Origin of the sequence: Paeniglutamicibacter psychrophenolicus (assembly GCF_030812255.1) — a bacterium.
GTDB lineage: Bacteria > Actinomycetota > Actinomycetes > Actinomycetales > Micrococcaceae > Paeniglutamicibacter > Paeniglutamicibacter psychrophenolicus_A.
Window position 1 is genome coordinate 420,825 of sequence record NZ_JAUSSH010000002.1, and the last position, 26,586, is coordinate 447,410.

A 26,586-nucleotide genomic window follows, 5' to 3' on the forward strand; every position below is an offset into this window, starting at 1 on the left:
TCCCTCCCTTTTTGAACTGAACGGAAACACCCACCATGAGCACCACTCCCATCCAAGCATCCGAGGTCGATGTCGTTGTCGTCGGATCCGGCGCCGGCGGACTGTCCGCCGCGGTGACCGCCGCCTACCACGGGCTGAAGGTGGTCGTGGTGGAAAAGGCCGAGGTATGCGGCGGAGCCACCTCCTGGTCCGGCGGCTGGGCCTGGACCCCGGGCAACCCGCTGGCCAAGGCCGCGGGCGTCAACGAGGACCGGGAGGAATTCCGCACCTACCTGCGCCACCGGCTGGGGGCTCGCTACAACGCTGCACGCGTGGACGCCTTCCTCGAAGCGGTGCCGCACATGGTCGGCTTCTTCCACCAACGCACCTCCCTGCAATTCACCCCCGGCGCGAAGATCAACGACATCTATGGGGACACCCCCGGAGCCGGCACCGGACACCGCTCGGTGGGCCCCGCCCCGTACAACGCGCGGAACATCAAGCCCGGGCTGCGGGCCAAGATGCGCCACCAGCTCTACGCCACCAGCTTCCTGGGCATGGGCATCATGGCCGGGGAAGACCTGTCCAAGTTCCTCTCCGCCTCCCAGGGAAGCATCCCAGGCATCCTGCATGCGGCCAAGCGCGTCACCACCCACCTGTTCGACCTGGCCGTGCACCGCCGGAACATGCAGCTGGTCAACGGCACCGCGCTGACCGCACGCTTGATGAAGTCCGCCGACGACCTGGGCGTGGACATCCGTGTGTCCACCGCCGCACGCCAACTGCTCACCGACGACGCGGGCCGGGTCACCGGGGTTAAGCTCAGCGGCCCGAACGGCGAGTACACCCTGGCCGCCCGCCGCGGCGTGGTGCTGGCCACCGGCGGCTTCCCGCAGAACGTCGCCCTGCGCGCCGAACTCTTCCCCCACACCCCCACGGGCAACGAACACTGGTCCCTGGCCCCGGCCGAGGCCAACGGTGCGGGCCTGGAAATGGCGCGGGCCGTGGGCGCACGCTTCAACACCGATGTGGCCTCCCCTGCCGCATGGTGCCCGGTCTCTCTGATCAAGTACCCCAACGGGAAAACCGGCACCTTCCCGCACATCATGGACCGCGCCAAGCCAGGCAGCATCGGGGTGCTGGCCAACGGCAAGCGCTTCGTCAACGAGGCCAACGGCTACTACGACTACGTCGATGCCATGATCAAGGCGAGCGGCGAGGGCCAGGCGGTGCAGGCCTGGCAGATCGCCGACTCGCGCTACGTCCGTCGCTTCCCGCTGGGCATGGCCAAGCCGCTTCCGGTGCCACTGACCCCGTACCTGCGCAGCGGCTACCTGGTCAAGGGGAACACCTTGGAGGAGTTGGCGGCCAAGTGCGGCATCGATCCGGCACAGCTCGCCGCAACCGTGGCTGACTTCAACGCCAACGCGGCCAAGGGCATCGACCCCGAGTTCGGGCGCGGCGAAAGCGCGTTCAACCGCTACGGCGGGGACGCGAAAAACACCCCCAACCCCTCGCTCGGCCCGATCGAGAAGGGTCCGTTCTACGCGGTCAAGGTGGTGCCCGGATCCTTCGGCACCTTCGCCGGCATCGACGTGGATGCCGCGGCCCGCGTGCTCAACGAATCCGGGAACGTGATCGCCGGGCTCTACGCGGCGGGCAACGACCAGGCCAGCGTCATGGGCGGGCACTACCCGGCCGGCGGCATCAACCTCGGGCCCGCGCTGACCTTCGGATACGTCGCAGCGCGCGACATGGCCGGAGCCACCGCTTATGAAGACGACGGCACCGAGGCCCCCGCGCTCGAGGATCGCACCCGTTAGCTAGCAACACCCACCGATTTCCAAACACACAACATCCCAGGAGCACCACGCCATGAACACCTACGCCATTAGCTACACCTACTCGGACGAGACCGCTTCGAGGCGCGACGAGGTCCGCCCCACCCACGTCGAGTTCCTGAAGGACCGCTTCGAGGCAGGCCGCCTGTTGGTCAGCGGTCCCGTCGACTCCGGCGCCGGCGCCCTGCTGATCATCAGCGCCGCCGACGAGGCCGACGCGCTGGCCATGATGGATGCCGACCCGTTCGCCCAGGCCGGGCTGATCACCGAGCGCGGCATCCGTCGCTGGGACATCTTCTTCGGCAAGGACAAGCTCTAGGCCCCGCGGCCCGGACGGGAGAGGACAAGACCATGCTCAGAGCACACACCACCAAGCGCCGGACCATCGAATTCCGCGACGAGGACATGCCCGCGCTGCGTCCCGGGCACGCCCTGGTGCGCGTCCAGCACGTCGCCCTGTGCGGCACCGACCTGCACATCTGGGACGACGACTATCCGACGGACCTTCCGCTGGTCCAGGGCCACGAGTTCGTCGGCATCATCGAGGCCATCGACTTTGGCACCGAGGCAGCGCCGGGAGCAGAGCAGCTTCCGGTGGGTGCGCCGGTGGCGGTCAGCCCCATGGTCTACTGCAACGAGTGCGGTCCCTGCAAGGCCGGGCGCTACAACGTCTGCCAGTCAATTTCCTGCCTGGGCTGCTACGAGGACGGCGCGCTGGCCGAAGTGGTCAGCGTCCCTGTCGGCAAGCTCCATGTGCTGCCCGAGGGCATGCCCGTGAGGCTGGCCGCCCTCGGGGAGCCCGGTTCGATCGCGATGCAGGCCGTCAACCGGGGAACCCCGGTGGAGGGCGAAACCGCGCTGGTGCTGGGGTGCGGGCCGATCGGGCTGCTGGCCACCTTGTTCCTGGCCGAGCGCGGGGTCACGGTCATCGCCTCGGATCTTTCGGAATCGCGCCTCGAACTGGCCCGGGCCTTCGGGGCCGTGGCCACGCTGAAGGCCGGCTCCGGCGAATTCCCGAACCCCGAACAGCAGGCCGAACTCGAGAGCTGGTGCCCGCTGTCGGGCCCGTCGCTGGTCATCGAGGCCACGGGCGTTCCGGTCTCCTTCGAGAACGCGGTCCGCCTGGCCGCGCCCACGGCACGCATCGTCCAGGTCGGGATCTCCACGGCAACCGCGGCACTGTCCATGAGGGATGTCCCCTTCAAGGAACTTGACATCCGTGGCAGCCGCAACTCGCTGAATCTGATCCCGGAGGCACTCGAGGTGCTCAACCGGCACCACGACCTCGCCTACAAGCTGATCACCCACAGCTTCGATTTGAAGCAGCTGGGGCAGGCCTTCGAGACCATGCTGGATCCCGGGCAAAACGTCGGGAAGATCGTCATCGACATGCCCGCCAGCGTCCTGGCCTCCTAAGAGCCCCGTCCCCGAGTCCCACCGAACGAAAGCGCCGAACCATGAACACCCCCCTTGCCTCCCCGGCCACACCGATCACCGAGCTGGAGCCCGGCTATGACGTGGTGGTCATCGGGTCCGGTGCCGCCGGCCTGACCGCCGCGGTGCGTGCCGCCCACGCGGGGGCCAACGTGCTGGTGCTGGAGAAGGCCGCGCTGCTGGGCGGAACCAGTTCCGCCGGCGGCGGCGTGATCTGGGCACCGAACAACCACTTGGCCCGCGAAGCCGGATTTGCCGACTCGAAGGCGGCCGGGGCCGCCTACCTGCACGCCGCGGCAGGCCACGCCGTGGAGCAGGCCGACATCGACTGGTTCGTTGACACCGCGGCGCAGGCCATCGAGTTCCTCGACGGCCAGACCCGGGTGAACCTCGTGCCGCTGGCACGGCCGGACTACCACATGGAATGGGACGGCGCCGCGCACGGCGGTCGAAGCCTGGACAACCTGCCGTTCTCCGGGGAAGGGTACCCCGGGCTCAGCGCCATGCTGCGCCCGCCAACCTATTTCCCGCTGCTGAGCATGATCGAGCGCGACAACCTCAACGGGCGGGCCCCCGACGCGGGGCTGCTCGCCAAACGAGCCGCCTCGGGGGTGCGCACCATGGGCGGCGCCCTGGTGGGCTCCCTGGCTGCCACCGCCCTGGACCTGGGAGTGGTCTTGGCCCTCGAGGCACCGGTGACCGACATGGTGCGCGGAGACGCGGGATGGCGTCTCACGGTGGACGGCTCGGTTGCGGTTCGCGCCGATGCGGTGGTCATCGCCTCGGGCGGGTTCGAATGGAACGAGCGGCTGCGCCGGGCGTTTTTGCCGCTGCCGGTCACTCCTATCGGCGCCCCGTCGAACGAGGGCGACGGACTGGAACTTGGACTCGCCGTCGGTGCCACGGTGCGGGACATGACAGCGGTCTGGGGCGTGCCGGTGATCACCCCGCCGGCGCAGCAATACGACTCCAGGCCCTCGGGCCGCATGGGCAACGTGGAGATGACGTTGCCGGGTTCCATCACCGTCAATGCCTCGGGGCGCCGCTTCGTGAACGAGGCCCTGAACTACCACGATGCCGCGCGGGTCTTCGCCAACATCGATCCGAACACCTCACACCAGGCCAACAACCCGGCCTGGCTCGTGTTCGATGCCAACTACCTTGAAAAGTACCCGGTGGCCGGTTCCACTCCCGGGGTGCCCGAGGAGTGGATGACCAGCGCCGAGTCCCTGGAGGACCTGGGCCGGGCACTGGGCATCGATGCCGCCGCCCTGGCCGAAACGGTGCGCATCTTCAACCTGGACGCCGAAAAAGGCGTGGACACCGGGTTCGGGCGCGGCGGCAGCGAGCAGGACCGTCACCTGGGGGATGCGTCGAACCTGCCCAACCCCTGTCTGGCACCGCTGGCGCGCGCACCGTTTTACGCGGTGCCGTTGCATGCCGGTGTGCTCGGCACCTCGGGCGGGCTGGCCACCAACCACGACGGGCAGGTCCTGGACCGGCACGGCAAGCCGATCGAGGGGCTCTACGCGGCGGGGAATGTTGCCGCGAGCGTGTTCCGCAACAACTACCCCGGTGGCGGGGCAACCCTCGGCTCGGCGGTGACCCGTGCCTTTGCTGCGGGCAGGCACATCGCCGCCGAGGGTGCACGAAAGCGGGCCGCCGCAGGGGTCGTTCGCGCATGATTCCGCAGATGCCCGGGGGCACCGAGGTGCTCCGCCGAACGCATACCTGCTGCATGGATGGCCTGGGCCCAAGGCCCACAAGCCATGAGCGAAGCTGTAGGCCCGGATATCTTCCGGGACTCCACACTCGTATCGCACACCAAGGAGAACCTCATGGATGATCGCACCCTGGCGTCCCTGCCGGATTTCAGTCCGTGGCCGGGCCGCTTCGCCCAGCGGGTGGTCCTGGTGACCGGGGCCAGCGGGGGACTGGGCTCCGCCGCCGTGGAACGGCTGCGCCGGGAGGGCGCAGTGGTGGTGGCCACCGACGTGGTTGCGCCCGTCGAGGCTCCGGGGGATGACGGGCTGTCGCAGGGCCTCGACGTCACGGATCCGGGGCAATGGTCGCAAGTGCTGGAGGGGATACTGGGGCGTTTCGGCCGGCTCGACGGAACCCTGTTTTGCCACGGGGTCCAGGGACCGGAAACGCCGGTGGACCAGATGCCCCAGGCCGGATGGAACCGGACCTTGGAAATCAACCTCACCGGGTGCCTCCACGGGTTGCAGGCCGTCTTGCCGGTGATGCGTGAGGCCCGTTACGGACGGATCGTCATGCTCGCCTCGATCGCGGGGCGGGAAGGCAACCCGAACATGGCTGCCTACTCGGTTTCCAAGGCGGGTCTGATTGCGCTGGGCAAGACCGCGGCCAAGGAGAATGCCCGCCATGGCATCTCCATCAACTGCGTCGCTCCGTCCATGTTCCAGACGCCGCTGCTTGCGGCACTTAGTCCGGAACGCAATGCCGAACTGCTCTCACGCGTGCCGATGGGGCGGGTAGGCGATCCCACCGAGTTTGCGGCGCTGGCCGCCTGGCTGCTCTCGTCCGAAGCCAGTTACATGACCGGGCAGACCCTGGATCTCAGCGGGGGCCGCAACAGTGCCTGACCTCCACCCGTGGACCACAGGCGCGCGTGGCCTGGCTGAAGCAGCTGACCCCGGCGTGCGCAAAGCGCGCAAGTGTTACGGCCGTCCGTCCGCTGACCGAACCCTGGAAGGATTCCGCACGGGGCAATTGTCGAGCGGTTCGGATGCCGGGTGATGGAGCTTGAAATACCTTGTCAACGGGGTTTTTCGAGGAACTTTGAACAAGTATCGGCTGTGTTGTCGGTGCGAAAATGCGGTCGAATGCCTGCCGTTGAAGTTCGGATTTTTACAGTGGCTTGCATCACAGCATGCAGTACGCTACGTTACAGGTTGTTCGCATTAAGTACATATGTGCGCATTACGCACAAGTACTGATCGAGCAGGCACTGCGAGGAAGCCTTGGCGAAACCCGTCCGGCACCACCAGCCCACCCAGCTAGGACATATACATTCGCACCGCGTCGGGCACCTGCCCGGCCACCAAAATTCCAGGGGAACCATCATGAAAAAGACCATCCTCCGTTCCGCGGCACTGATTGCCGCAGGCCTGCTGACAGTCACCGGTTGTTCGGCCAACGCCAAGTCCGGTGGCACGGCCGACGGGGACTTCCCGTCCAAGGACGTCCGCCTGATCGTGCCGTGGGCTGCCGGTGGCTCCGGCGACCTGACCGCACGCACCATCGCCCCGCTGCTGGAAAAAGACCTCGGCGTCAACGTGATCGTGGAAAACAAGCCGGGTGCCAACGGTTCGGTGGCCTACAACTGGCTGGCCGAGCAGGAACCGGACGGCTACAACCTGGCCATGATGGGCGTCGAGGTCGCTACCTTGCAGTTCATGGACTACGACATCAAACCCGAGAACTACGCGCCGATCGGCCAGGGGCTGGCCGGACCCGGGGCCATCGCCGTCCCCGTGGATTCCCCGTTCAAGACCCTCGAAGACCTGATTGCCGCGGCCAAGGCCAAGCCGGGCGAAGTGACCTTCTCCTCCCCGGGCATCGGCTCGGTGTGGGACTCCCCGGCAGCCGGCCTGCAGCAGTTGGCCGACATCAAGCTGACCTCGGTTCCGTTTGACGGGTCGGCCCCGGCCATCGCCGCAGCGGCCTCCGGCAAGGTCGACTTCTCCATTGACGCCATCGGTTCGCAGAAGGTCCAGGTCGACGGCGGCCACCTGCGTTACCTGGCCATGCTCACCGACGAGCGTGATCCGGACAACTCGGATGTGCCCACCGCCAAGGAAGCCGGCGTGGACCTGCAAAACGCCTCCTGGGTCGGGATCATGGCGCCGAAGGACACCCCCGAGGACACCGTGAAGAAGCTCTCCGACGCCATGGAGAAGGCCACCGCCGACGCCAGCTACCAGGAGGTCATCAAGTCCTCGAACCTGGTGCCGACCTTCAAGGACTCCACCGAGATGGCTGCCTTCATCCAGGACGAGGCCAAGCGCTATGGCCCGTGGATCGACTATGCCAAGAACAACACCAAGTAGTTCCCTGGCCCGTCCCTGGGCACCTAAAAGTCAGCGAGGAGAGCATGACTGACCAACCACCGCTTGAAGAAATCGACCAAGACGCGGCCATCGAGTCCGCGCACCACCACGAGGAACCACTGGTCCGCGACCTTCCGGTGCGCCTGCGCGAGCTGATCGCCGTGGCCGCTTGCCTCGGTCTGGGGATCTGGATCCTGGTTGCCGGCAAGGGCATCGTCGTGCGCGGCAGTGCGGAGCTGGGCCCGGTCTTCTGGCCGAACATGCTCGGGGCCGGACTGATCCTCTTCGGCGCGGTGATCGTGCTGAACAACGTGATGCGCGGGGTCCGCAAGGCCGATGTCCCGGAGCGGATCACCACCTCGGGGCTGGCGATGTTCGGGATGACGATGGCGGTATGCATCGGCTACCTGCTGCTGTGGAACGTCCTGCAGTTCTGGATCATCACCTTTGTCGCGCTCGCTCTGTTCACCCTGGTCCTGGGCGGGCGCAGCTGGAAGGCCGTGCTGGCCTTCCCCACGGTGACCACCGCGGTCCTCCATTTCCTGTTCATCGTTGCATTGCGAGTCCCGCTATGATCACCGTTTTCACCTCACCCGTCACCGACGGCATCGCCGCGGTGATGGCCCCCGACACCCTGATGATTATCGGCATCGGCATCCTCATCGGCATGCTCGTCGGGGCCTTCCCCGGGGTCACCGCCACCATGGCCGTGGCCCTGGCCTCCGGGTTCACCCTCACCATGGAACCCACCCAGGGTCTGGCCATGCTGCTGACCATCTACGTGGCGGCGCAGTTCGGGGACAGGATCCCCGCAATCCTGATCAACACCCCCGGCACGCCCGCGTCGATCGCCACCACCTTCGACGGCTATCCACTGGCCCGCCAGGGCAAGGCCGGCCTGGCGCTGACCACCTCGGCGCTGGGCTCGGCGGTCGGCATGATCTGCGGCATCGTGATCCTTGCGGTCGCCGCAGTCCCGCTCTCGGCCTTCGCCATGCAATTCGGCCCGGCCGAGATGTTTGCCTTGGTGGTCTTCGGGTTGACCATGATGGTGGGTGTGTCCTCGGGACGGATCTTCAAGGGCCTGGCCGCTGGTGCGTTCGGGCTGTTCCTGGCCACCATCGGGCGCGACCCCATCACCGGGGACCAGCGCTTCACCATGGGCATCCTGGAACTCAACGGCGGAATCCCGTTCATCCCGGTGATCATCGGATTCTTCGGCCTGGCCGAGGTCATCAACCAGATCCTCACCCACCGCAAGGGCAAGGGCATCAAACCCATCAGCCAGATGGGCCAGTGGATGCCCGACGGCAAGCTGCTCAAGCGACTGGCCAAGCCCACGGCCATCGGTGCCGCCACGGGGTCGGTGATCGGCCTGGTTCCCGCCGTGGGCGGGGACATCGCCGGGATCATCGGCTGGGACAACGCCCGCAAGTCCTCGAAGATGAAGCACGAATTCGGCAAGGGTTCGCTCGAGGGCTTGACCGCGGGGGACACCTCCTCGACGGCGACGCTGGGCGGATCGATCACCACCACCATGGCCCTGGGCGTGCCCGGGGACTCGGTGATGGCCGTGATGATCGGCTCGATGATGATCTGGGGCATCCAGCCCGGTCCCGGCCTGTTCAGCAGCCATCCGGACCTGATTGCTTCCCTGGTGACCATCCTGCTGATCGCCACCGTGCTCACGCTGATCCTGAGCCTGCTGCGCATGAAGGGTGTCATCAAGCTGCTGGAGCTGCCGGACCATTTCCTGTGGGTGGTCATCCTCGTGTTCTGCATGGTTGGCACCTACTCGATCAACAACTCGGTGTTTGACGTCTTCATGATGCTGATCTTCGGCATGGTGGGGTTGTTCATGCTGCGCTTCGGGTTCCCTCCGGGTCCGGCGGTGCTGGGACTCATCCTGGGACCCCTTGCCGAATCGAACCTGCGCCGCGCCTTGCTGACCGACGGCTGGGGCTCGATCTTCACCAGCCCGATCGCAGTTGTGCTGTTGGTCATCGCTGTTGCGGCAGTTACCTTGCCGCCGTTGCGCCAGCTGGTGCGCCGCCGCAAGGCAGCGAATGTCGGCAAGAACGTGCCGACGCTGCAGCCGTAGTGCGCTGATCCCTCTCGCGACCGGTGACGAGTCGGGGCGGAGCCAAGGTGCGCCGCACAAAGTGCTGCTGGCCATCGGCGGCGCGGCGGCAACAGCGCTCCTGAGCAGTACCTCCATATGGTGAAACGTCCCGGGTGGGCTTCGAAATGAAGCCCACCCGGGACGTGCTTATATATTCAGGCGTAGCAGGGCTTGGGCGTCGTGGTCGGTTTCCAGGATCGCGGCCACGGTTTCGAACACGGAGTCTGCAGGGGCGCTCTGGAGAAACTGCTGGGGAACATTCCGGCGCCGCGCGGATGGCGACCAGCTGTTCCGGAGCGAATGAAGACCGAGACGAGCAGTTGAAGACACCGGTTTCGCCTACTTTCCTACGGCGCGCAGTCGATCTGTCCCGAAAACGCAAAAGTCCCGGGTGGAACTTCCTTGGGAAGTTCCACCCGGGACACAGGGCTCAAACGCAGGGACCGTGCTTAGGCGTCGTGGTCGGTTTCCAGGATCGCGGCCAGGGTATCGAGCACCGATTCGGCACCCTCGCCCTCGGCGCGCAGCACGACCTTGGTGCCGTGTGCGGCGCCCAGTCCCATCAGCGACAGGATGCTGGCGGCGTCGAGTGCGTCCTCGGCCGGTTCGCCCTCGCGGGCGATGGTGACCTCGAGGTCCTCGTTGCCGGCGGCCTCGGCGAAGATGGCTGCGGGGCGGGCGTGCAGGCCGACGCGGCTGGCGATGGTGGCAATGCGTTCTGCCATGGGGAGCTCCTTGGGGTTTGGGTGGTTTTGTGGGGTTGCCTGGTCCCGCTTACGCGGCGACCTTGACCGGTTCGGCGACGGCCGGCGCCTGTGCGACGGGCTTGCGGACGAACTTCTTGAGCACGATCACCAGGACCGCCGAGATCACGGTTCCCACCAGGGTGGAGACCAGGAACATCGGCCAGGTGTTGTTCATGGCGAAGAAGACGAAGATTCCGCCGTGCGGGGCCTGCGAGAGCACGTGGAAGCCCATGATCATGGCGCCGGTGATTCCGCCGCCGACCATGGAAGCCGGGATGACGCGCAGCGGGTCGGAGGCGGCGAACGGGATGGCGCCCTCGGAGATGAAGGAGAAGCCCAGCAGCCAGGCGGCCTTGCCATTCTCGCGCTCGGCACCCGTGAACAGCTTCGGCGAGATGACCGTGGCCAGGGCCATGGCCAGCGGTGGCACCATGCCGGCTGCCATCACGGCGGCCATGATCATCAACGGTGCGGGGTTTTCGGCGATCGATCCGGCACCCAGTCCGGCCACCGCGAAGGAATAGGCGACCTTGTTGACCGGGCCACCCAAGTCCACGGCCATCATGAGCCCCAGGATCAATCCCAGGGTGATGGCGGCGGTGCCGGTCATGCCCGAGAGCCAGCCGTTAAGTGCCACGGTCAGCTTGGCGATCGGCCCGCCCAGGATCAGGAACATCAGCCCGGAGGCGATAATCGAGCCCAGCAGCGGCACGATGACCACCGGCATCAGCCCGCGCATGAAGCGCGGGACCTTCCAGGAGGTGATCCAGCGGGCGGCCAGTCCGGCGAGCACGCCGCCGACGATGCCGCCGAGGAAGCCGGCGCCCATGAACCCGGCGACCGCGCCTGCGGTGAAGCCCGGGGCGATGCCCGGCCGATCCGCGTAGGCGTAAGCGATGTAGCCGGCCAGCGCCGGGACCAGGAAGGCCATCGACAGGTTGCCGATCTTGAACGCGACGGCACCCAGATAGGCGGCCAGCCCGGCATCGGGCAGGTTGAAGATCGTGTTGTCGGCCAGGTAGGTGTCGGCGACCTCGGTGATGGCGTAACCGCCGAGCAGGAAGCCCAGGGCCATGAGCAGCCCGCCGCCGGCGACGAAGGGGATCATGTAGGAAACCCCGGTCAGCAGGGCGCGCTTGAGCCCGCCGCCGAAGGATTCGGTGCCCTCGGATGCGGTGGATTCCTCGGCGCCCGCGCCGGCCGGGACACGGCGGGCGTGCGGGTCCTTGGATGCGGCGATGGCGTCGTTGATGAGCTTGGCCGGTTCGTCGATGCCGCGCTTGACCGGGACCTGGATCAGCGGCTTGCCGGCGAAGCGGGAGCGGTCGCGCACATCCACGTCCACGGCGAAGATCACGGCGTCGGCCGCGTCGATGACGGAGGCGGGCAGTGGGGTGGAGCCCGAGGAGCCCTGGGTCTCGACGGTGAACTCGACGCCCATCTCCTCGGCGGTCTGGGCCAGGGAATCGGCGGCCATGTAGGTGTGGGCGATGCCGGTGGGGCAGGCGGTGACCGCGACGATCTTCGGCTTGCGTTCCGCGGCCGAGGTGTCTGCCGCGGCGGGAGCTTCGGCGGGAGCCGGGTTTTCCGTTGCCGCAACGGCTGCTGCGGCGGCCGCCGGGTCGTCGGAGAGCACCGCGGAGACCAGTTCCACGATCTCCTCCTCGCTGGTTGCGGCGCGCAGGGCGGCGGTGAAGGACTTCTTGACCAGCGCGCGGGCGAGCTTGGAGAGCAGCTTCAGGTGGGCCGTATCGGCGCCCTCGGGGGCGGCGATGAAGAACACCAGGTCCGCGGGGCCGTCCTTGGCGCCGAAGTCCACGGCCGGGGCCAGCCGGGCCATGGCCAGGGTGGGCTCGAGCACCGCGGCCGAACGGCAGTGCGGGATCGCGATTCCGCCGGGCACGCCGGTGGCGGTCTTGGCCTCGCGGGCCTTGGCATCGGCGGCCAGGGCGCTGGCATCGGTGGCCCGGCCCTGGGCGGAGACCAGGGATGCCAGGTGTTCGATCACCGTCTCGGTGGTGGTGCCGAGATCTGCGTCCAGGCTGACAAGAGCCCGGTTGATGAGTTCGATCATGACGTCGTCCTTGGGGTGTTGGACAGCTCGGCGACGGTGACGGCGTCGGGAGCCAGCTGGTTGGGGGTGGGGATGGCGGAGCCCGGAAGGGACGCGGCCGCGGACCCGTAGGCCACGGCACGGGACAGGCAGTGGGCCGGGGAGTATCCGGCGACATCGGCCAGCAGGTACCCGGCCAGGGCCGAGTCTCCCGCCCCGACGGTGGAGCGCGGGACGATGGGCGCGTGGCTTGCGGTCCAGGCTCCCTGCGCGGTGACCAGCACCGCGCCCCCGGCGCCCAGGGTTGCCAGCACGGCGCCGACCCCGCGGTCGACGAGTGTCCGGGCGGCGGTGGCGGCGGCGGTGGGGGAGTCCTCGAAGCCGGCGGCCGTGCCCTGGCCGGTGAGCTCGGCCAGTTCCTCGGCGTTGGGCTTGACCAGGTCCGGCAGCGTGGCGACGCCGTCGGCGAAAAGCGCGCGCAGCGGGGCCTCGGAGGTGTCGACCGCGATTTTCGGGGCCGCATCTCCCAGTGCCGTGCGGACCGTGGCGACCAGGTCCGCGTAGAAGCCCGGTTTCACGCCCGGGGGCAGCGATCCGGCCAGCACGAGCCAGGTCGCGGTGCGGGAAACGTCCACGACCACGCGCACCAGTTCCTCGAGCACCGCGGAGTTGAGCACCGGACCTTGCTCATTGATCTTGGTGGTGGTGCCGTCGGGGTCGGTGATGGTGATGTTGGTGCGCAGCAGGTGGTCGATGTGCACCGAGCGGTGATCGACGTCGTCCAGGATCAGCTGGCGCAGCAGCGGGTCGGTTCCGGCACCGGGCAGCACCGCCAGGGTCTTGACCCCGGCCTGGGCGATGGCGCGCGAGACGTTCACGCCCTTGCCCGCGGCCTGGAGGTGGCTGCCGCGCGAGCGCTGCACGTCTCCGTGCGCCAGTGCGGCTCCGAGTTCGATGGTCTTGTCCAGGGCGGGGTTCATGGTCAGGGTGACGATCATGCCAGCACCACCTCCACGTCGGCCGCCTCGAGGGCCGCGGCCAGCTCGCCGGTCGGGGCGGCGTCGGTGACCAGGGTGTCAATGGCGTCGAGTTTCGCGAATTGCACGAGGGTGAGCCTTTCGAATTTGGAGGAGTCGGCCAGCACGATCACGCGCTGGGCGCTGGCGACCATGGCGGTCTTGACCGTGGCCTCCATGGGGTCGGGGGTGCTCAGGCCGAAGCTGGAGTGCAGGGCGTTGGTGCCGATGAAGGCCACGTCGGCGCTGAGCCGGGAGAACTGTTCGACGGTTCCGGCGCCGGTGGCGGCGCTGGTCAGCCCGCGCACCCGGCCACCGATGAGTTCCAGCGGGATCTGCGGGTTTCCGGCCAGGCGCTGCGCGATCGGCAGCGCGTGGGTGATGACCAGCGAGGGGGTGTTGAACGAGTTCCGGGCGATCAGGCCGGCCAGGATCTCGGTGGTGGTTCCGGCGTCGAGCATGACCGAGACGCCCTCGGCGGGCAGGAGCAGGTGGGCTGCCTGGGCGATGCTTGCCTTGGCCTCGGAGTGGATGGTGGTCCGTTCGCTGTGGCTTTCCTCCCGGGTGCTCACCGCCTGGGTGGCCACGGCCCCGCCGTGGACGCGGCGCAGCGTGCCCTCGGACTCGAGCTGTGCCAGGTCGCGGCGGACGGTTTCGCGGGTGATCTCGAAGCGTGCCGAGAGTTCGGCGACGGTGACCTTCCCGTTGCCGGCGATCATCTCGGTGATCAGTCGGTGCCGTTCTTCGGCGAACATGGCTTCCTCGCATCCAGTGATATGCCACACATGAATCTGTGTTTGAATGACTTTATGCCCGCTTGTGTGGCAACGTCAAGTGGTTTGCGGAGGAAATGTGGGATTGCTTGCGGGCGTGCCCGTTTTCTTGGGGGAATCGCAAGCGGTGTTCGCGAGGGTGGGTGCACCCTTTCTGTGCGTTGACGCGCACCGCTTCCCCGATGCCTGGCGAAACGCTGGGCGATGCCCTGCCGTCCCCTCCGGGGTGCCATATGACGAATAGTCAGCGCCTCACCCGTTGCTCGCAAAGCGACGGCATCCCGCCGAGTGGAGCGGGGACTTTTTAGCTGTTCGGGGTCAGCGTTTGCTGCAGCTGCCTGACCAGTTCCAGCATCTGGGTTTCGGTGGCAGGGCATCCAAGGACTCGTTGGCTCCATCCAGGCTCAGCAGCGCATGGTGGTTCAGCCCGTCGCCGGCAAAGAGCACGAGCTTGGCCAATGCTTCGTTGCCGGTGGCCGGCAAGAGCGCGCCGTACCAGTCGTCGCGGCAGCTGCGCAGCAACTGAAGGGCGTCCGCGTCACCGGTCTGCGCGAGCCGGTAGTCCGCATCGATGAGACGTTCGAGCAGATTGTCCCGGCTCAACGAGGAGACCAAGTAGCCCTCGGCCGCACGCGGAAGGTCGGCCGTCATCTGTTCCACTTCCGCGGAGGCCTGCGCCATGAGCTCGGTGAAGATGCCCTGGCGCAGGGCCTGCATGTTGGGAAAGTGGTGTAGCACCCCGGCAATGGAGGGCTTGCAGGCGGAGCTGACCGACTCGAGGGTCGCGGCGTGGGTGCCTTGGCGCGAGAGAAGGTTCAGGTACGGGGTGGGGACATTCTCCCGCTTTCGGTGCTCGGTGAGCGCTGCACGTTGCTACCCAGCACCCGGGTCCTTCAACCGTTGGCGCCCTCCGTGGCGAGGTGCTCGCGCAGCTCCGCCACGGTGGGAGGGTTGGCCCCGGCCCGCCGCACCGTGATGGCGGCGGCCATCGACGCGGTGCGTCCCAGCGATTCCAGCGAGGCCCGATCCACGCGAAGTTCCCCGGCGCCCAGCAACGACATGATCATCGCGGCCATGTAGGAATCCCCGGCCCCGATGGTGTCCACGACCGTGGAGGCGACCGAGGGAGCCGAGAACACGGTCGTGGCGGTGGCCAGCAGGGAACCTTCCCCGCCCCGGGTGATGACCACCAGCCGCGCCCCGGTGCCCAGGATCCGGGTTGCCGTTTCCTCCAGCGTCGAGCCCGGGTAAAGCCAGGCGGCATCCTCGTCGCTGAGCTTGACGGCATGCGAGAGTCCCGCAATGTCCTCGAACGTCGCGCGGGCCTCGGCCTGGCTGCCCAGCAGTGCCGGGCGGATGTTCGGGTCGTAGGTGACTAGGCATTCGTCCCGGTGGTTCGCCAGCAGCTCCTGCACCGCCGAGGCCCCCGGCTCAAGGAACGTGGCGATGGACCCGGTGTGGATGAGCCGGGGGACCTGTGCAAGCCGCTCGGCCTCCAGCGACCAGTCGATGTCGAATCGGTAGCTGGCCGACCCGTCCCCGGCCAGGGTGACGGTGGCGCTCGCCGTGCGCCCCAGGGTCGTCGAACCGGGCAGGACGCTGACAGCGGCACGGCCCAGGTGCTCGTGCAGTGCCTGCCCGCGGGCGTCGTCCCCCAGTGCGGTCAGCAATCCGGTGCGCAGCCCCAGGCGCCCCAGCCCGTAGGCGACGTTTGCGGGGGAGCCGCCGGGGTGTTCGCTGGTTCCCGCTGCCGAGGTGACGATGTCGGTCAGTGCCTCGCCGACCACCACGACGTCGAGGGGCGGGTTCGTGGCTTCGGCCGCTTCTGTGTGCTGCATGGTTCTGCTTTCCTTGTGGTGCCGGATGTCGGATCCGGCGCGGGATTCCTAGGCGTAGGTGGTGACGGTGAGGTTGTTGATGGTTGCCGTCCCGCCCGCGGCAAAGAGCGAAAGCTCCCGGCTGGCGGCGGAGGGGAAGACCAGCTGGGTCATGGTCAGCAGCCCGGCCTGGGCAAAGACCTCCACCGAGCAGCGATCCACGTGGATGACCAGTTCGTAGGAGCCGTCCAGGGAGCGCAACGGGGCCACGTCGAGTGAGGCGAAGGACTCGTGGAAGTCAGTGGCGCCCGATTCGCGGCGGTCGACGAAGAGCATGCCGCGCTGTGCATCGATGCCGATGCGGGTTCCCTCGGTTCCGTTCCCGCGCACGACCACCCCGGCTTCGCCGGCGCTGTCCGGGGCCAGCGAGAACTCGATGCGCTGCACGGTGCCGGCGGCGCCGTCGAGCACTTCGGTGCCCTCGGGAATCTCACGGGCAGGCAGCGTGAATGTCGAGACGGGTTCGGGTTCGGCCCCGGAACCGAACGCCACCTGCTGGATTAGTCGCGGCTGCCCGTCAACGGTGCGCAGCGTGAGTTCGCGCGCGAGCGACATGGGGCTGCGCCACGGGGCGGTGGGGATCTGGTTGGCGTAGTCCCAGTTGTTCATCCAGCCGATCATCAGTCGGCGGTCATCGGGTGCATCGGAGAAGGAGACCGCGGCGTAGTAGTCCCGGCCCCAGTCCAGCCATTGGTAGTCGTGCTCCCGGGTGCCGTCGCCCATGCCCTCAGTCACGGTGCTGTGGGAAACGAAGGTGGTGCCGTCGAAGTCCCCGACGAAGTACTGCCCGGCCGAGCCGTTGTTCGGGCCTCCCGGGTTCAGGTTCACCGTCAGCACCCACTTGAGGTTTTCGGGGTCCCCGTCCACCGGCATGGCGAAGAGGTCCGGGCATTCCCAGATGCCGCCGGTGGCATTGGCCGGGCCGAAGCTGCTAAGCTCCGTCCAATTCAGCAGATCCGCGGATTTATGCAGCAGCACCCGGTACTCGAGTGCCTCCACCGTCACCATGACCCAGTAGCTTTCGTTCTGTCCCTGGTACCAGAAGACCTTGGGGTCGCGGAAGTTCGGGGTGTTGCGGGTCAGCACCGGGTTTTGCGCGTGCTTTCTCCAGCTGTAGCCACCGTCCAGGCTGTAGGCCAGCGACTGGGCCTGGGTGCCGTGGAGTGCGGAGGCCAGCTTGTAGGCGCTGGTGTAGAGAGCCACCAAGGGGGGCTGCTCCGCGGTGCCGAACCCGGAGGTGTTATGGCGGTCGAAGACGATGGACCCGGAGAAAATGTCCTCGTGTTCGTCGAACCTGATGGCCACCGGGTGCTCGGTCCAATTCAGCAGGTCGGTGGAGGTCGCATGCCCCCAGGACATGTTTCCCCAAACTGAATTCAGCGGGTTGTTCTGGTAGTAGAGGTGGTAGAGCCCGTCGTGGAAGATCAACCCGTTGGGATCATTCAGCCAGGTGTCCTGGGCCGCGTAGTGGAAAGCGGGACGGAAATCGTCGCGTAGCTCAGTGGTGGTCGTGGTGGGTGCCGACATGGTGGTCTGCGACTCGATTCTCAAATGGTGCTGGTGCTTCGTCCCCTCGGGGAATCCGCATCGTGGGTGTTGCTGGATGTTGCTGGGACGCGGGGACTAGCCCTTGACGCCGCTGGTGGCGATGCTGTTGACGAAGGAACGCTGGAAGGCAATGAACAGGGCGACCACGGGAAGGGTGATCATGGAGGAATAGGCCATGATTTCGCCCCAGGAAACATTGAGCTGGAAGAAGTACTGCACGCCGATCATGACCGGGCGCAATTCCTCGGACTGCACCACCATCAGCGGCCACAGGTAGGAATTCCAGGCAGGCAGGAATGTCAGGATCGATACGGTGGCGATGGCGGGACCCGAGAGCGGCATGACAATCCGTGAGTAGATCTTGAACCAGCCGGCCCCGTCCACACGGGCAGCTTCGTCGAGCTCCTTGGGGATGGACTCGAAGTATTGGTGGAAGAGGTAGATGGAGAAGGCATTGGCGATGAACGGAATGATCTGCACCTGGTAGGTGTCAAGCCAGCCGGTGGTCAGCGACAGCGAGAATCCGTTGACCTCGAGCCACGGCAACTGGTTGACCCACCAGACCAACGGCAGCGCTAGGGTCTCGAAGGGCACGATCAAGGTGGCGATGATCAGCGTCAGGATGATGCCCTTGCCGCGCAACTGCATGCGGGAGAGGGCGAACGCGGCCAGGGAATTGATGAGCACGCCCAGCACCACCGTGACGGCCGAGATGCCGATGGAGTTGATCAGGAACCTCGCGGCCGGAACCCTGTCGAAGACCGCCGAGTAGTTCTCGAAGGACAGGTTGCCCACCGGCAGGAAAGCAGCGATCGAGGACAGGTCCCCGAAGATCTGTGCATCGGGTTTGAGCGAGGAAACGAACATGAACAGCAGCGGGAAGGAAAACACGATGCCCAGCAACACCCGAACGGTCCAGGCGCTTAACGAGCGGATCCGGCGGCGCTTGGCCGGTGCGGCCACAGGAACCTTGGCGGTTTTTGTCTCAAGAATGGTTGCCATGTCAGGACTTCTCTCGGGTGAGGTAGCGCTGGATTGCGGAAATGATCAGGACCAGGGCGAAGAAGACCAGCGATATTGCCGAGGCATAGGCTGTTTCCTGCTGCTTGAAGCCCGAGCGGACCGCCTGGTAGACGAGGGTCGTCGTCGCGTCGAGCGGACCGCCCTGGGTCATCACGTTGATTTGCGTGAAGAGGCTGAGCGCCTGGATGGTGATGGTGATCAGGATGAGGTTCCGTGTCGCGGCGAGCCCGGGCCAGGTGATGTACCTGAAGCGTTGCCAGCGGCTCACCCCGTCAAGGTCGGCGGCCTCGTAGAGCTCGGCGGAGATGGTCTGCAGCCCCGAGAGCCAGATGATCATGTGGAACCCGGCGCCCTGCCATACCGACATCAGCATGATGGCCGGAAGCGCGGTGGACGGATTGTTCAACCAGTCGGCACCCTGCAGTGCCCCGAATGACAGCTTCGCGATGATCTCGTTGAGCAGCCCGTCCTTGGAATAGATGAACATCCACAGCAGCGACACGACGACCATCGAGGTGACAACGGGAAGGAAATACAGGGTTCGGAAGAACGTCACCCCGCGCACCTTGGTGTTGATGAGGATCGCCATCAGCAACGCAACGCCGCCCTGCAACGGCACCACGATCAGGGCGAAATAGGCGACGTTCACCAAGGACCTGTAGAACGTCTCATCGGTGAAGAGCCGGGCGAAGTTGTCCATCCCCACGAAGGTTGCGGGGTGCGGGGAAATCAGCCGGGCGTTGGTGAAGGCAAGCCCGAAGGAGAGCACCGCGGGGATGAGAATGAAGAGCACCAACAGCACCACCGCGGGGCTCAGCATGAGCCAGCCGGTGCGTTGTTCGCGGCTCTTATACCGTGAGGTGATGGACGTCTTCTGCTGCGGGGCCGGTGCAGGATCATCGTGTGAAGGATTTGGCAGGGTCGTTTGGGCCAACGAAGTATTCATCGGTTTGCTCCCGGTCTCTAAGGGGCTTGGGAGTGCGCGACGGATCAAATCCGTTTCCGCACCCGGAAGCTGACTAGTTGGTGTAGCCCTTGTTGGACTTGATGTTGGCGTCGATGTTCTTGACTGCCCGGTTCAGCGCCTTCTGCGGGACCGCTCCGGCGAGGATGTCGGCGGTGGCCTTCTCGAACTCGGAGGAGATGAACGCATAGGCGGGGGTTTCGGGGCGCAGCACGGAGAACTTCTTCGAGAAATCCATCAGGATCCTGTTGGTTCCGCCCGGCTCGAAGCCGGGGACCAGTTCCGCCGCGGCGTCGGTGGCCGGGATGGTCCCGGTTGCCTTGGCGACCTTCGCAATGTTTTCGGACCGCAGGGAGAAATCGAGATAGTCCATGGCCGCCTCGGGGTTCGCGCATCCCGTGCTGACACCCCACTGCCAGGAGCCGCCACCAATTTTTGGCCCGGTTCCAAGGTCCACGGAAGGCATGACGGCCAAATCATCGCCCAGGGCCTCGCGGGCCTTGTCCGCGGCCCAGCTGCCGGTGTAGACGATGGCGCTCTTGTGGTTCAGGAAATCCAGGGTGGAGTCCTTGCCGCTCTTCTGGGCCATGTAGCCCTGCTCGACAAGTCCGCGGAACCACGTTCCCCAGGCCACGGCGGGTGCCGAATTCAGGTACCCGTCGGCGCTCTGGGCTCCGTCACGGTTGATCAGGTCACCGCCGAAGGACTGCAACAGCGGGGAGTAGGCGTAGGGAGTCCATTCTCCGGTGCCGGCGGTGCCCAGATCCAGCGGGTAGTCCCAGCGACCGAGTGCCTTCAGCGAGGCGAGGGCGGCATCGAATTCATCCTTCGTCCAGGGCTTCTCGATGGTGGCCCCCCGGACGCCGGCGGCGTCCAGGTCCGATTTGCGGGCCATGAGCGAGAGGGCAACGTCGTAGGTGCCGACCGCGTAGGTTGTCCCGTTCCAGTTGCCGAGGGTGCTGTCCAGGTGCTTGGAAAGGTCGGTGGAAAGTTCCAGCGGCCGCAGGTATTGGGCCCAGGCCCAGTTGGGGACGTTGGGTCCGTCGATGTCCACCAGGCAGGGCAGTTTGTTGGCGGAGGCCGCGGCCACCACCGAGTCGTTGTAGGAGTCCTGTGGGAATGCCTGGACCTTGATGGTGGCGTTGTCCTGGCTGGCATTGAATGCGTCGACAACTTCTTGGATGGCGTCGAGCTCGGGGGCGTTTCCCGCATTGTGGGTCCAGAGCGTGAGTTCACCGTTGGCCCCGTCCTTGGGGCCCGCACCGCACCCGGCCAAGCCGGCGGTCAACGCGGCAACCGATAGGCTGGAGGCGAGGAGCCTCGTGAAACGAGTTTTCATGGAGTGCGAATCTTTCTGATGGATTCCAGCGTGAGTAAATCGGTTCCTCATTTGGGGGTGTGTGGCTGTTGCAGCAGCCGCACACCCCATTCTCTCGTTACCCGATTCCCGTGGAGGGAATCCCGTGTTTAGGTATGCGCCGGTGGCGCAATCGATTCCCGTTCCACCAACGGGCAAGCAAGTTTCATGTGCATCGGGCCGGGTTCCGTCTTGCCCTCGATTTCGTCCAACAACCGGCCGACGGCCCAGCTGCCCATTTCGTAGTGCGGCAGGGCAACGGTGGAAAGCCCGGGCCAGAGTCCCTCGGCGATGAGTTCGAGGTTGTCGATTCCGATGACCGACAGGTCCTTGGGGATCTGGAGCCCCAATGCAGCTGCTGCCTGGTAGACGCCCATGGCCAGGCGATCGTTGAAGGCGAAAATGGCAGTGGGGCGGTCGGGGGAAGAGAGCAGCTCGAGCGCAGCCTCGCGTCCGCCGGTGGCTTCGGCCGAGGCCGTGGCCACGAGCGTCGGGTCCACCTCGAGGCCGTTGGTACGCATGCTGTGCTCGAACCCGCGAAGCCGTGCGTGGGTGGCGGGGATGTCATCCCGGTTGTTGATGAACGCGATTTTCTTATGTCCCGCAGCAATCAGTGCGCCCGTTGCGGTTGCAGCCGCGGCTTCCTCGTCGGGGACCACCGAGGAGAACGCATCGTGCTCCGAGATGGCGTCGAGCAGGATGACGGGGGTCTTGTCCAAGGCCCCGGGAACTACTACCTCTTGGTGGAACATCCGTGCGTAGACAAGGCCGTCGATTTGGTGCTGCAGCAACGTGCTGATTTGGTGCTTTTCCAGTTCGATGTCCATGGAGCTATCGAGGATCATGACCAGCCAGCCTCGGTCGTAGGCGGCGTCCTGGGCACCCTGGATCATTTCCCCGGCAAACGGGGTCGTGGCGATTTCGTCGCTGAGCAGCCCGAGGACGTTTGAGCGTTGGCTGCGCAGGCCGCTGGCCATCTTGTTGGGGGAGTAGCCCAGGCGATTCGCCACGGCCTGTATGTGGGTCCTGGTTTTTTCATTGACGCGTGCTGCATGGGTTTCGCTGAGCGCGTGGGAGACCGTAGTGACGGAAACCTCCGCGGCCTTCGCCACGTCGCGGATGCCGATCCTTCTCATTGCACGCTCCTTGCAAAACGTTTTGCTTGTAATGGGAATCACGGTACGCAAAACGTTTTGCAGTGTCAAGCATGCGGCGCGGGCGTCGAAGGAGGATGCCGTAAAACACTTGATTCCACGGGAGGTGTCGGAGCGTTCACATTCTTCAATGTGGCGGTACGTTCATCCGTTGGAGCGGAAAGGAATCGAATGTGAACCAGCCGCTGGCACGTGGATGGCGCACGCGTCCAGGTCGGGACTGCCATGGGCCGATACAGCACGATAGGGCCCGGGAGGCGGGTGAGTTGAGTCGATCCCTTGAGACGCTGGTCCCTTTCCGTGACGATGGCGGACGCGTTTCTGAATCGCAGCCTGACGCTGCCGGTGCAGGCGGGACTCCAGCGAGCGGCACCTTCGGACGTTCGGATAATCAATCAAGATTCACCTGAAACCGAAAGGGCCATTTCCTTTGTTGATGTGACGGAGCGTTCACATTCTGACATGTGTCAGAGCGTACACATTGTCGAGTGTGGTGGTATGTTCACATCATGAAGCGGCAGATATCGAATGAGCGACAACTTGGTGCCTATATTCATGACGCGCGCATACAGGCGGGTATGACCCAAGCTGATCTGGCCTTGCGGGCGGGGGTCTCCAGGAAGTGGCTGATAGGTCTCGAGCAAGGCGCTCGAACTCGGGCAGAGTTGGGCAAGGTTTTCGATACCCTGCGGGCGCTAGGGCTTTCAATGCAGTTTTCTTCCAGCTCAGCGGAAGAAGCCCAGAGCGACGCACCAGAAGGGCAACTTTCGCATCCGTCCACCGCGTCGAATATCTCCGCGTCCACCTTGGACGCGATCCGTCGGGCTCCTGTTCCGAGTGCTTCGGCTTTGGAGTCGCTTCGTGGTGTTATGGCTCCGAACAAGGCGGTGTTGGATGCCATTCGTGGGGCTCATGTTCCGAGTGCTTCGGCTTTGGAGTCGCTTCGTGGTGTCATTGCCCAGAATCAAGCAACGAAAGGCACATTGCGAATTGGCGGTACCTCGAAAGCCACGGCCGATGAATCACCTGAAACTGCTAATCCCTCGGAGGAAGGCCCAGCAGAATGAGGGAATTAATTGCAGTCCTGTATGAGCAGCCCGTTGGCGTGTTGCAGCAGGATGACTCGGGAAAGCGGACGTTTCAGTACTTGCCTGGAATACCAACAGGACTCGATGTCTCTCTTGCGCTTCCCTACAGGCAAGACGCCTACCAGAAAGCGAAGGCCGATCCATTTATAGAAGGTCTCGTTCCTGAAGGCGTCGGCGTTCGCGAGTCGTTTGCGCAGAGATTCGATATTTCTCCCAGCAATCCCTTTGCGCTCCTGGAGCATATTGGTCTGGATTGTGCCGGGGCCATACAGTTCGTCCGTCCCGACGAGCTGGATAATGTTTTGCAGAGAAAAGGCGGTCTGGTTCCATACAGTGACGAGAAAATCGGGCAACGAATTCGTTCGCTGATTTCTGAACCAGACGGATCATGGGTTGTAAACCGGGAAAGGTGGTCTCTTGGCGGCGCGCAAAGCAAATTTGCCTTGCGCTGGGAGAACGGCTGGCACAAAGCATCCGGCGCGGAGCCGACGACGCACATATTCAAGCCCGGAATACACGATTTCAAGGATCAGGCCCTCAACGAACATCTCTGCCTCAGGACGCTTGGAGTGGTCGGGCTTAACGTGGCGTCCACGACCTACTCGGAATTCGATGGGGCATCAGCCATCGTTGTTAGCCGGTACGACCGGATTTCCCGGGATGGACGCGTCATCCGATTGCACCAAGAAGATTTCTGCCAAGCGACTTCGACACTTCCCAAACGGAAATACGAATCCAACAAGGGACCGAACGCACTAAAGATCATTCGCACTCTTCGTGATGCGAGAGCTTCCGAAGACGAAGTCAAGAAATTCGTGGAGGGACTGATCGGAAATTATCTGCTGGGCGCCCCGGATGCACACGCCAAGAACTATTCAGTCATGTTGATGCCTTCGGGGGAAGTCACCCTTTCACCGTTCTATGACATTGCTTCCGGTCTGCCGTACGAGCACCAAACCGATGATGGTTTCCCCGCGAAAAATGACGGACTACGGAAAGCCGCCATGGCCATCTCCGGAGAGCGCAGGTTCGGGAAAGTCGAACGAAGGCACTGGGAAAAATTTGCCAGTGATGCAGGCCTTGACCTGTCGTGGCTCACGGAAGTCATCCGCTACATGGCCACAGCAATACCCGAAGCATTGGTTCAAATAATCGACGAAGAGCAAGCAGCGATAAAAGGTAGCGACCTTCCGAGCAGGCTCATGCAACCGGTAACGGATTTGTGTCAGATTAGCCTTGGGCAGCTCACCGGATAGTGCGTCGCAGAATGTGACTTCTTGGATTTGGCGTTGAAGGCCCACACCGAATCCAAGAAGTCACCTCAAAGCGATCTTGACCAGGGACCGTCGAGGGCGGAGCGCTCTAGACCCGCTCGATGAGCATCGAGGTTCCCTGGCCCACGCCGACGCACATGGTGGCCAGGCCGCGTGCCGCGTCCTCGCGCTCCATCCTGCCCAGCAGGGTCACCACCAGGCGTGAACCGCTGGAACCCAGTGGGTGGCCGAGGGCAATGGCGCCGCCGTCGTTGTTGACGATGCCTCCATCGAGCCTCAGTTCCCGCATGACCGCCAGGGACTGGGAGGCAAAGGCCTCGTTGAGCTCGACCGCGCCCAGGTCCCCGATGCCCCAGCCTGCGCGTTCCAGCACCTTCAAGGTGGAGGGGACCGGTCCCATGCCCATGGTTTCCGGGGCCGTTCCGGCCGATGCGCCGTCGACGATGCGGGCGCGCGGGACCAATCCGTACTTCTTCACCGCGGACTCGGAGGCGATCACGATCGCGGAGGAGCCGTCGTTGAGCGTGCTGGAGTTTCCGGCGGTGACCACGCCGCCGGGCTTGATGATGGGCCGCAGCCCGGCGAGCACCTCGGCGGTGGTGCCGGTGCGCGAACCCTCGTCGGTGTCCACCACGGTCTCGCCCTTGCGCCCGCGGATTCTCACCGGCACGATCTCCTCGCTGAGCCGGCCCGCGGCCATCGCCGCGAGCGCACGTTCGTGGGACGAAACGGCGAACGCGTCGGCGTCTTGCCGGCTGATGCCGTGCACCTCCGCCACTTCCTCGGCGGTCTGCGGCATGGAGTAGGTCATCTTGCCATTGCGGGACAGGTCCCCGGTGGTGAAGCGGTCGTTGGCGAAGCGCCAGCCGATGGAGGTGTCGAAGATTTCGCCGGGCTTGGAGAAGGCCTTCGTCGGCTTTTCCTGCACCCAGGGTGCCCGGCTCATGGATTCGACGCCGCCGGCGACGACGATGTCCGCGGCTCCGGCCTTGATCATGTGGCTGGCCATGATGATGGCGCTCAGGCCCGAGGCGCAGAGCCGGTTGACGGTGATGCCCGGGACATGGTCGCCGTAGCCGGCCAGCAGCCAGCCCATGCGTGCGACGTTGCGGTTTTCCTCGCCGGCGCCGTTGGCGTTGCCGAAGATGACCTCGTCCACCGTGTCCGGGTCGATCCCCGCGCGCTCCACAGCGGCCCTGATGGCGATGGCTGCCAGGTCGTCGGGGCGCACCGAGGAGAGCGCACCGCCGTAGCGGCCGACCGGGGTGCGGGCCCCGCCAATGAGGAATGCCTCTGCCATGGTGTTTTTCCTTTGCTTCGGTGTCGTGCGTGGGGTTCCCGGCAGGTGGTGCCGGGAAGGAGGACTACTTCTTGGCGCCGGAAGCGTCGTAGTCGTACCAGCCCGAGCCGGTCTTCTTGCCGAAGCGCCCGGCCTCGTAGAGCGCCTTCACATCGGGGTGCGGGAGGTCGGATTCGTCCCCGGTCTCCTGGTAGGTGGCCATGCGGATCAGGTAGCTGACATCCAGGCCCACCAGGTCCATGAGCTCGAACGGGCCCATGGGGTGGCCCAGCGCGGTCTTGGCGGTGGTGTCGATGTCCGCGATGCTGGCGATGCCGGCCTCCTGCAGGGCCAGGGCCTCGTCGCGCAGCGCACCCATCAGGCGGTTGGCCACGAAGCCGGGGATTTCCTTGTTGACCAGCACCGGGGACTTGCCCATGGAGCGGGCCAGTTCCATGGTGGTGTCGATGGTTTCCTGGCTGGTTTCCCCGTGGCGGACGACCTCGACGCACTTCATGACCAATGCCGGGTTGAAGAAGTGCATGTTGCACACCTTGGACGGGCGGGAGGTGGCAGAGGCGACCTTGGAGGAGCCCAGCGTGGAGGAATTGGTGGCCAGGATGGCGTGGGTCGGGGCCGCGACGTCCAGGGCGGCGAAGATGGCCCGCTTGATCTCCAGCTTTTCGGTGGCGGCCTCGATGACGTAGTCGGCGTTGGCCGCGCCTTCCTCCAGGGAGGTGGTGAAGTGCAGGCGGGCCATGGCCGCATTGGCGTCTTCGCGGGAAAGCCGGCCCTTGGCCAGGGAGTGGTCCATGCGGGAGGACAGCTGGTCGCGGGCAGCGGCCAGCGATTCCTCGGCAATGTCCTGGATGGTGGTGGTGTAGCCGGCCAGGGCCGCAACCATGCCGATCTGCGAGCCCATGGCACCGGATCCAATGACCAGGATGTTGTTGATCTGCATAAGTGTTGTCCTTGAAGGTAG

At 65.4% G+C, this 26,586-nt stretch carries 23 protein-coding genes; 10 read left to right on the forward strand and 13 right to left on the reverse strand.

The genetic code is table 11. The features are described from left to right. Positions 1-35: 35 nt before the first annotated feature. The 8 genes from J2T21_RS04935 (at position 36) to J2T21_RS04970 (ending at position 9,431) form a co-directional block, all read left to right on the forward strand. On the forward strand, positions 36-1,802 hold the full coding sequence (locus J2T21_RS04935) for an FAD-dependent oxidoreductase (protein ID WP_307579080.1): 1,767 nt from the start codon (positions 36-38) through the stop codon (positions 1,800-1,802). 52 nt (positions 1,803-1,854) lie between these two features. Then, on the forward strand, positions 1,855-2,139 hold the full coding sequence (locus J2T21_RS04940; RefSeq protein ID WP_071214309.1) for a YciI family protein: 285 nt from the start codon (positions 1,855-1,857) through the stop codon (positions 2,137-2,139). Between the two features lie 32 nt (positions 2,140-2,171). After that, positions 2,172-3,236 (forward strand): alcohol dehydrogenase catalytic domain-containing protein, encoded by a 1,065-nt coding sequence (locus J2T21_RS04945; protein ID WP_307579082.1) that lies wholly within the window; start codon positions 2,172-2,174, stop codon positions 3,234-3,236. A 41-nt stretch (positions 3,237-3,277) separates the two neighbouring features. Further along, positions 3,278-4,939, forward strand: a complete 1,662-nt coding sequence (locus J2T21_RS04950; RefSeq protein ID WP_307579084.1) for an FAD-dependent oxidoreductase — start codon at positions 3,278-3,280, stop codon at positions 4,937-4,939. Positions 4,940-5,023: 84 nt separating this feature from the next. Then, the gene (locus tag J2T21_RS04955; protein ID WP_307579087.1) at positions 5,024-5,863 is read left to right on the forward strand and encodes an SDR family NAD(P)-dependent oxidoreductase; all 840 of its coding nucleotides are present in this window, start codon (positions 5,024-5,026) and stop codon (positions 5,861-5,863) included. 480 nt (positions 5,864-6,343) lie between these two features. Next, complete coding sequence (locus J2T21_RS04960; RefSeq protein ID WP_307579089.1) at positions 6,344-7,330, forward strand: Bug family tripartite tricarboxylate transporter substrate binding protein; 987 nt, start codon at positions 6,344-6,346, stop codon at positions 7,328-7,330. Positions 7,331-7,374: 44 nt separating this feature from the next. Continuing rightward, positions 7,375-7,905 carry a tripartite tricarboxylate transporter TctB family protein gene (locus J2T21_RS04965; protein WP_071214304.1) on the forward strand — a complete coding sequence of 177 codons (531 nt, stop codon included), beginning with the start codon at positions 7,375-7,377 and terminating at the stop codon, positions 7,903-7,905. Next, entirely contained in the window at positions 7,902-9,431 is a 1,530-nt protein-coding gene (locus J2T21_RS04970) for a tripartite tricarboxylate transporter permease (protein ID WP_307579091.1), read from the forward strand. Before J2T21_RS04965 ends, J2T21_RS04970 begins: the two co-directional genes overlap by 4 nt. A 470-nt stretch (positions 9,432-9,901) precedes the next feature. On the opposite strand, the gene J2T21_RS04975 is transcribed toward J2T21_RS04970, so the two are convergent. The 11 genes from J2T21_RS04975 to J2T21_RS05025 all read right to left on the reverse strand — a co-directional run bounded on the left by J2T21_RS04975 (position 9,902) and on the right by J2T21_RS05025 (position 21,945). Continuing rightward, positions 9,902-10,177, reverse strand: coding sequence for an HPr family phosphocarrier protein (locus J2T21_RS04975; protein ID WP_307579093.1), 276 nt, complete (start codon positions 10,175-10,177; stop codon positions 9,902-9,904). A 49-nt stretch (positions 10,178-10,226) separates the two neighbouring features. Continuing rightward, on the reverse strand, positions 10,227-12,272 hold the full coding sequence (locus J2T21_RS04980; protein WP_307579095.1) for a PTS fructose transporter subunit IIABC: 2,046 nt from the start codon (positions 12,270-12,272) through the stop codon (positions 10,227-10,229). Next, positions 12,269-13,249, reverse strand: a complete 981-nt coding sequence (locus tag J2T21_RS04985) for a 1-phosphofructokinase family hexose kinase (protein ID WP_307579097.1) — start codon at positions 13,247-13,249, stop codon at positions 12,269-12,271. Before J2T21_RS04985 ends, J2T21_RS04980 begins: the two co-directional genes overlap by 4 nt. Further along, entirely contained in the window at positions 13,246-14,022 is a 777-nt protein-coding gene (locus J2T21_RS04990) for a DeoR/GlpR family DNA-binding transcription regulator (RefSeq protein WP_307579099.1), read from the reverse strand. The genes J2T21_RS04985 and J2T21_RS04990 overlap by 4 nt, the downstream gene beginning before the upstream one ends. Positions 14,023-14,358: 336 nt before the next feature. After that, positions 14,359-14,757: a hypothetical protein gene (locus J2T21_RS04995; RefSeq protein ID WP_307579101.1), complete on the reverse strand. Its 399-nt coding sequence runs from the start codon at positions 14,755-14,757 to the stop codon at positions 14,359-14,361. A gap of 176 nt (positions 14,758-14,933) precedes the next feature. Continuing rightward, the gene (locus tag J2T21_RS05000; RefSeq protein ID WP_307579103.1) at positions 14,934-15,878 is read right to left on the reverse strand and encodes a carbohydrate kinase family protein; all 945 of its coding nucleotides are present in this window, start codon (positions 15,876-15,878) and stop codon (positions 14,934-14,936) included. A gap of 48 nt (positions 15,879-15,926) precedes the next feature. Next, positions 15,927-17,444, reverse strand: coding sequence for a glycoside hydrolase family 32 protein (locus tag J2T21_RS05005; protein ID WP_307579105.1), 1,518 nt, complete (start codon positions 17,442-17,444; stop codon positions 15,927-15,929). 96 nt (positions 17,445-17,540) lie between these two features. After that, positions 17,541-18,467 (reverse strand): carbohydrate ABC transporter permease, encoded by a 927-nt coding sequence (locus J2T21_RS05010; RefSeq protein WP_373457892.1) that lies wholly within the window; start codon positions 18,465-18,467, stop codon positions 17,541-17,543. A 1-nt stretch (position 18,468) separates the two neighbouring features. Then, on the reverse strand, positions 18,469-19,434 hold the full coding sequence (locus tag J2T21_RS05015; RefSeq protein ID WP_307579107.1) for a carbohydrate ABC transporter permease: 966 nt from the start codon (positions 19,432-19,434) through the stop codon (positions 18,469-18,471). Between the two features lie 73 nt (positions 19,435-19,507). Next, a complete protein-coding gene (locus tag J2T21_RS05020; protein ID WP_307579109.1) occupies positions 19,508-20,791 on the reverse strand; it encodes a sugar ABC transporter substrate-binding protein in 1,284 nt (427 codons plus the stop codon). 128 nt (positions 20,792-20,919) lie between these two features. Beyond that, positions 20,920-21,945, reverse strand: a complete 1,026-nt coding sequence (locus tag J2T21_RS05025; protein WP_307579111.1) for a LacI family DNA-binding transcriptional regulator — start codon at positions 21,943-21,945, stop codon at positions 20,920-20,922. Between the two features lie 527 nt (positions 21,946-22,472). Here J2T21_RS05025 and J2T21_RS05030 point away from each other — a divergent pair. Then, a complete protein-coding gene (locus tag J2T21_RS05030) occupies positions 22,473-23,030 on the forward strand; it encodes a helix-turn-helix domain-containing protein (protein ID WP_307579113.1) in 558 nt (185 codons plus the stop codon). After that, complete coding sequence (locus J2T21_RS05035; RefSeq protein ID WP_307579114.1) at positions 23,027-24,307, forward strand: type II toxin-antitoxin system HipA family toxin; 1,281 nt, start codon at positions 23,027-23,029, stop codon at positions 24,305-24,307. Before J2T21_RS05030 ends, J2T21_RS05035 begins: the two co-directional genes overlap by 4 nt. A 106-nt stretch (positions 24,308-24,413) precedes the next feature. On the opposite strand, the gene J2T21_RS05040 is transcribed toward J2T21_RS05035, so the two are convergent. Both J2T21_RS05040 and J2T21_RS05045 read right to left on the reverse strand, forming a co-directional pair. Further along, positions 24,414-25,625, reverse strand: coding sequence for a thiolase family protein (locus J2T21_RS05040; RefSeq protein ID WP_307579117.1), 1,212 nt, complete (start codon positions 25,623-25,625; stop codon positions 24,414-24,416). Positions 25,626-25,689: 64 nt separating this feature from the next. Then, a complete protein-coding gene (locus J2T21_RS05045; protein WP_307579119.1) occupies positions 25,690-26,565 on the reverse strand; it encodes a 3-hydroxyacyl-CoA dehydrogenase family protein in 876 nt (291 codons plus the stop codon). Positions 26,566-26,586: the final 21 nt, after the last annotated feature.

What these genes read in the sequence shown, in the direction of transcription:
- J2T21_RS04935 (WP_307579080.1), top strand. Translation starts at nt 36, where the DNA reads ATGAGCACCACTCCCATCCAAGCATCCGAGGTCGATGTCGTTGTCGTC.
- J2T21_RS04940 (WP_071214309.1), top strand. Translation starts at nt 1,855, where the DNA reads ATGAACACCTACGCCATTAGCTACACCTACTCGGACGAGACCGCTTCG.
- J2T21_RS04945 (WP_307579082.1), top strand. Translation starts at nt 2,172, where the DNA reads ATGCTCAGAGCACACACCACCAAGCGCCGGACCATCGAATTCCGCGAC.
- J2T21_RS04950 (WP_307579084.1), top strand. Translation starts at nt 3,278, where the DNA reads ATGAACACCCCCCTTGCCTCCCCGGCCACACCGATCACCGAGCTGGAG.
- J2T21_RS04955 (WP_307579087.1), top strand. Translation starts at nt 5,024, where the DNA reads ATGAGCGAAGCTGTAGGCCCGGATATCTTCCGGGACTCCACACTCGTA.
- J2T21_RS04960 (WP_307579089.1), top strand. Translation starts at nt 6,344, where the DNA reads ATGAAAAAGACCATCCTCCGTTCCGCGGCACTGATTGCCGCAGGCCTG.
- J2T21_RS04965 (WP_071214304.1), top strand. Translation starts at nt 7,375, where the DNA reads ATGACTGACCAACCACCGCTTGAAGAAATCGACCAAGACGCGGCCATC.
- J2T21_RS04970 (WP_307579091.1), top strand. Translation starts at nt 7,902, where the DNA reads ATGATCACCGTTTTCACCTCACCCGTCACCGACGGCATCGCCGCGGTG.
- J2T21_RS04975 (WP_307579093.1), bottom strand. Translation starts at nt 10,177, where the DNA reads ATGGCAGAACGCATTGCCACCATCGCCAGCCGCGTCGGCCTGCACGCC.
- J2T21_RS04980 (WP_307579095.1), bottom strand. Translation starts at nt 12,272, where the DNA reads ATGATCGAACTCATCAACCGGGCTCTTGTCAGCCTGGACGCAGATCTC.
- J2T21_RS04985 (WP_307579097.1), bottom strand. Translation starts at nt 13,249, where the DNA reads ATGATCGTCACCCTGACCATGAACCCCGCCCTGGACAAGACCATCGAA.
- J2T21_RS04990 (WP_307579099.1), bottom strand. Translation starts at nt 14,022, where the DNA reads ATGTTCGCCGAAGAACGGCACCGACTGATCACCGAGATGATCGCCGGC.
- J2T21_RS04995 (WP_307579101.1), bottom strand. Translation starts at nt 14,757, where the DNA reads ATGCAGGCCCTGCGCCAGGGCATCTTCACCGAGCTCATGGCGCAGGCC.
- J2T21_RS05000 (WP_307579103.1), bottom strand. Translation starts at nt 15,878, where the DNA reads ATGCAGCACACAGAAGCGGCCGAAGCCACGAACCCGCCCCTCGACGTC.
- J2T21_RS05005 (WP_307579105.1), bottom strand. Translation starts at nt 17,444, where the DNA reads ATGTCGGCACCCACCACGACCACCACTGAGCTACGCGACGATTTCCGT.
- J2T21_RS05010 (WP_373457892.1), bottom strand. Translation starts at nt 18,467, where the DNA reads ATGGCAACCATTCTTGAGACAAAAACCGCCAAGGTTCCTGTGGCCGCA.
- J2T21_RS05015 (WP_307579107.1), bottom strand. Translation starts at nt 19,434, where the DNA reads ATGAATACTTCGTTGGCCCAAACGACCCTGCCAAATCCTTCACACGAT.
- J2T21_RS05020 (WP_307579109.1), bottom strand. Translation starts at nt 20,791, where the DNA reads ATGAAAACTCGTTTCACGAGGCTCCTCGCCTCCAGCCTATCGGTTGCC.
- J2T21_RS05025 (WP_307579111.1), bottom strand. Translation starts at nt 21,945, where the DNA reads ATGAGAAGGATCGGCATCCGCGACGTGGCGAAGGCCGCGGAGGTTTCC.
- J2T21_RS05030 (WP_307579113.1), top strand. Translation starts at nt 22,473, where the DNA reads ATGAAGCGGCAGATATCGAATGAGCGACAACTTGGTGCCTATATTCAT.
- J2T21_RS05035 (WP_307579114.1), top strand. Translation starts at nt 23,027, where the DNA reads ATGAGGGAATTAATTGCAGTCCTGTATGAGCAGCCCGTTGGCGTGTTG.
- J2T21_RS05040 (WP_307579117.1), bottom strand. Translation starts at nt 25,625, where the DNA reads ATGGCAGAGGCATTCCTCATTGGCGGGGCCCGCACCCCGGTCGGCCGC.
- J2T21_RS05045 (WP_307579119.1), bottom strand. Translation starts at nt 26,565, where the DNA reads ATGCAGATCAACAACATCCTGGTCATTGGATCCGGTGCCATGGGCTCG.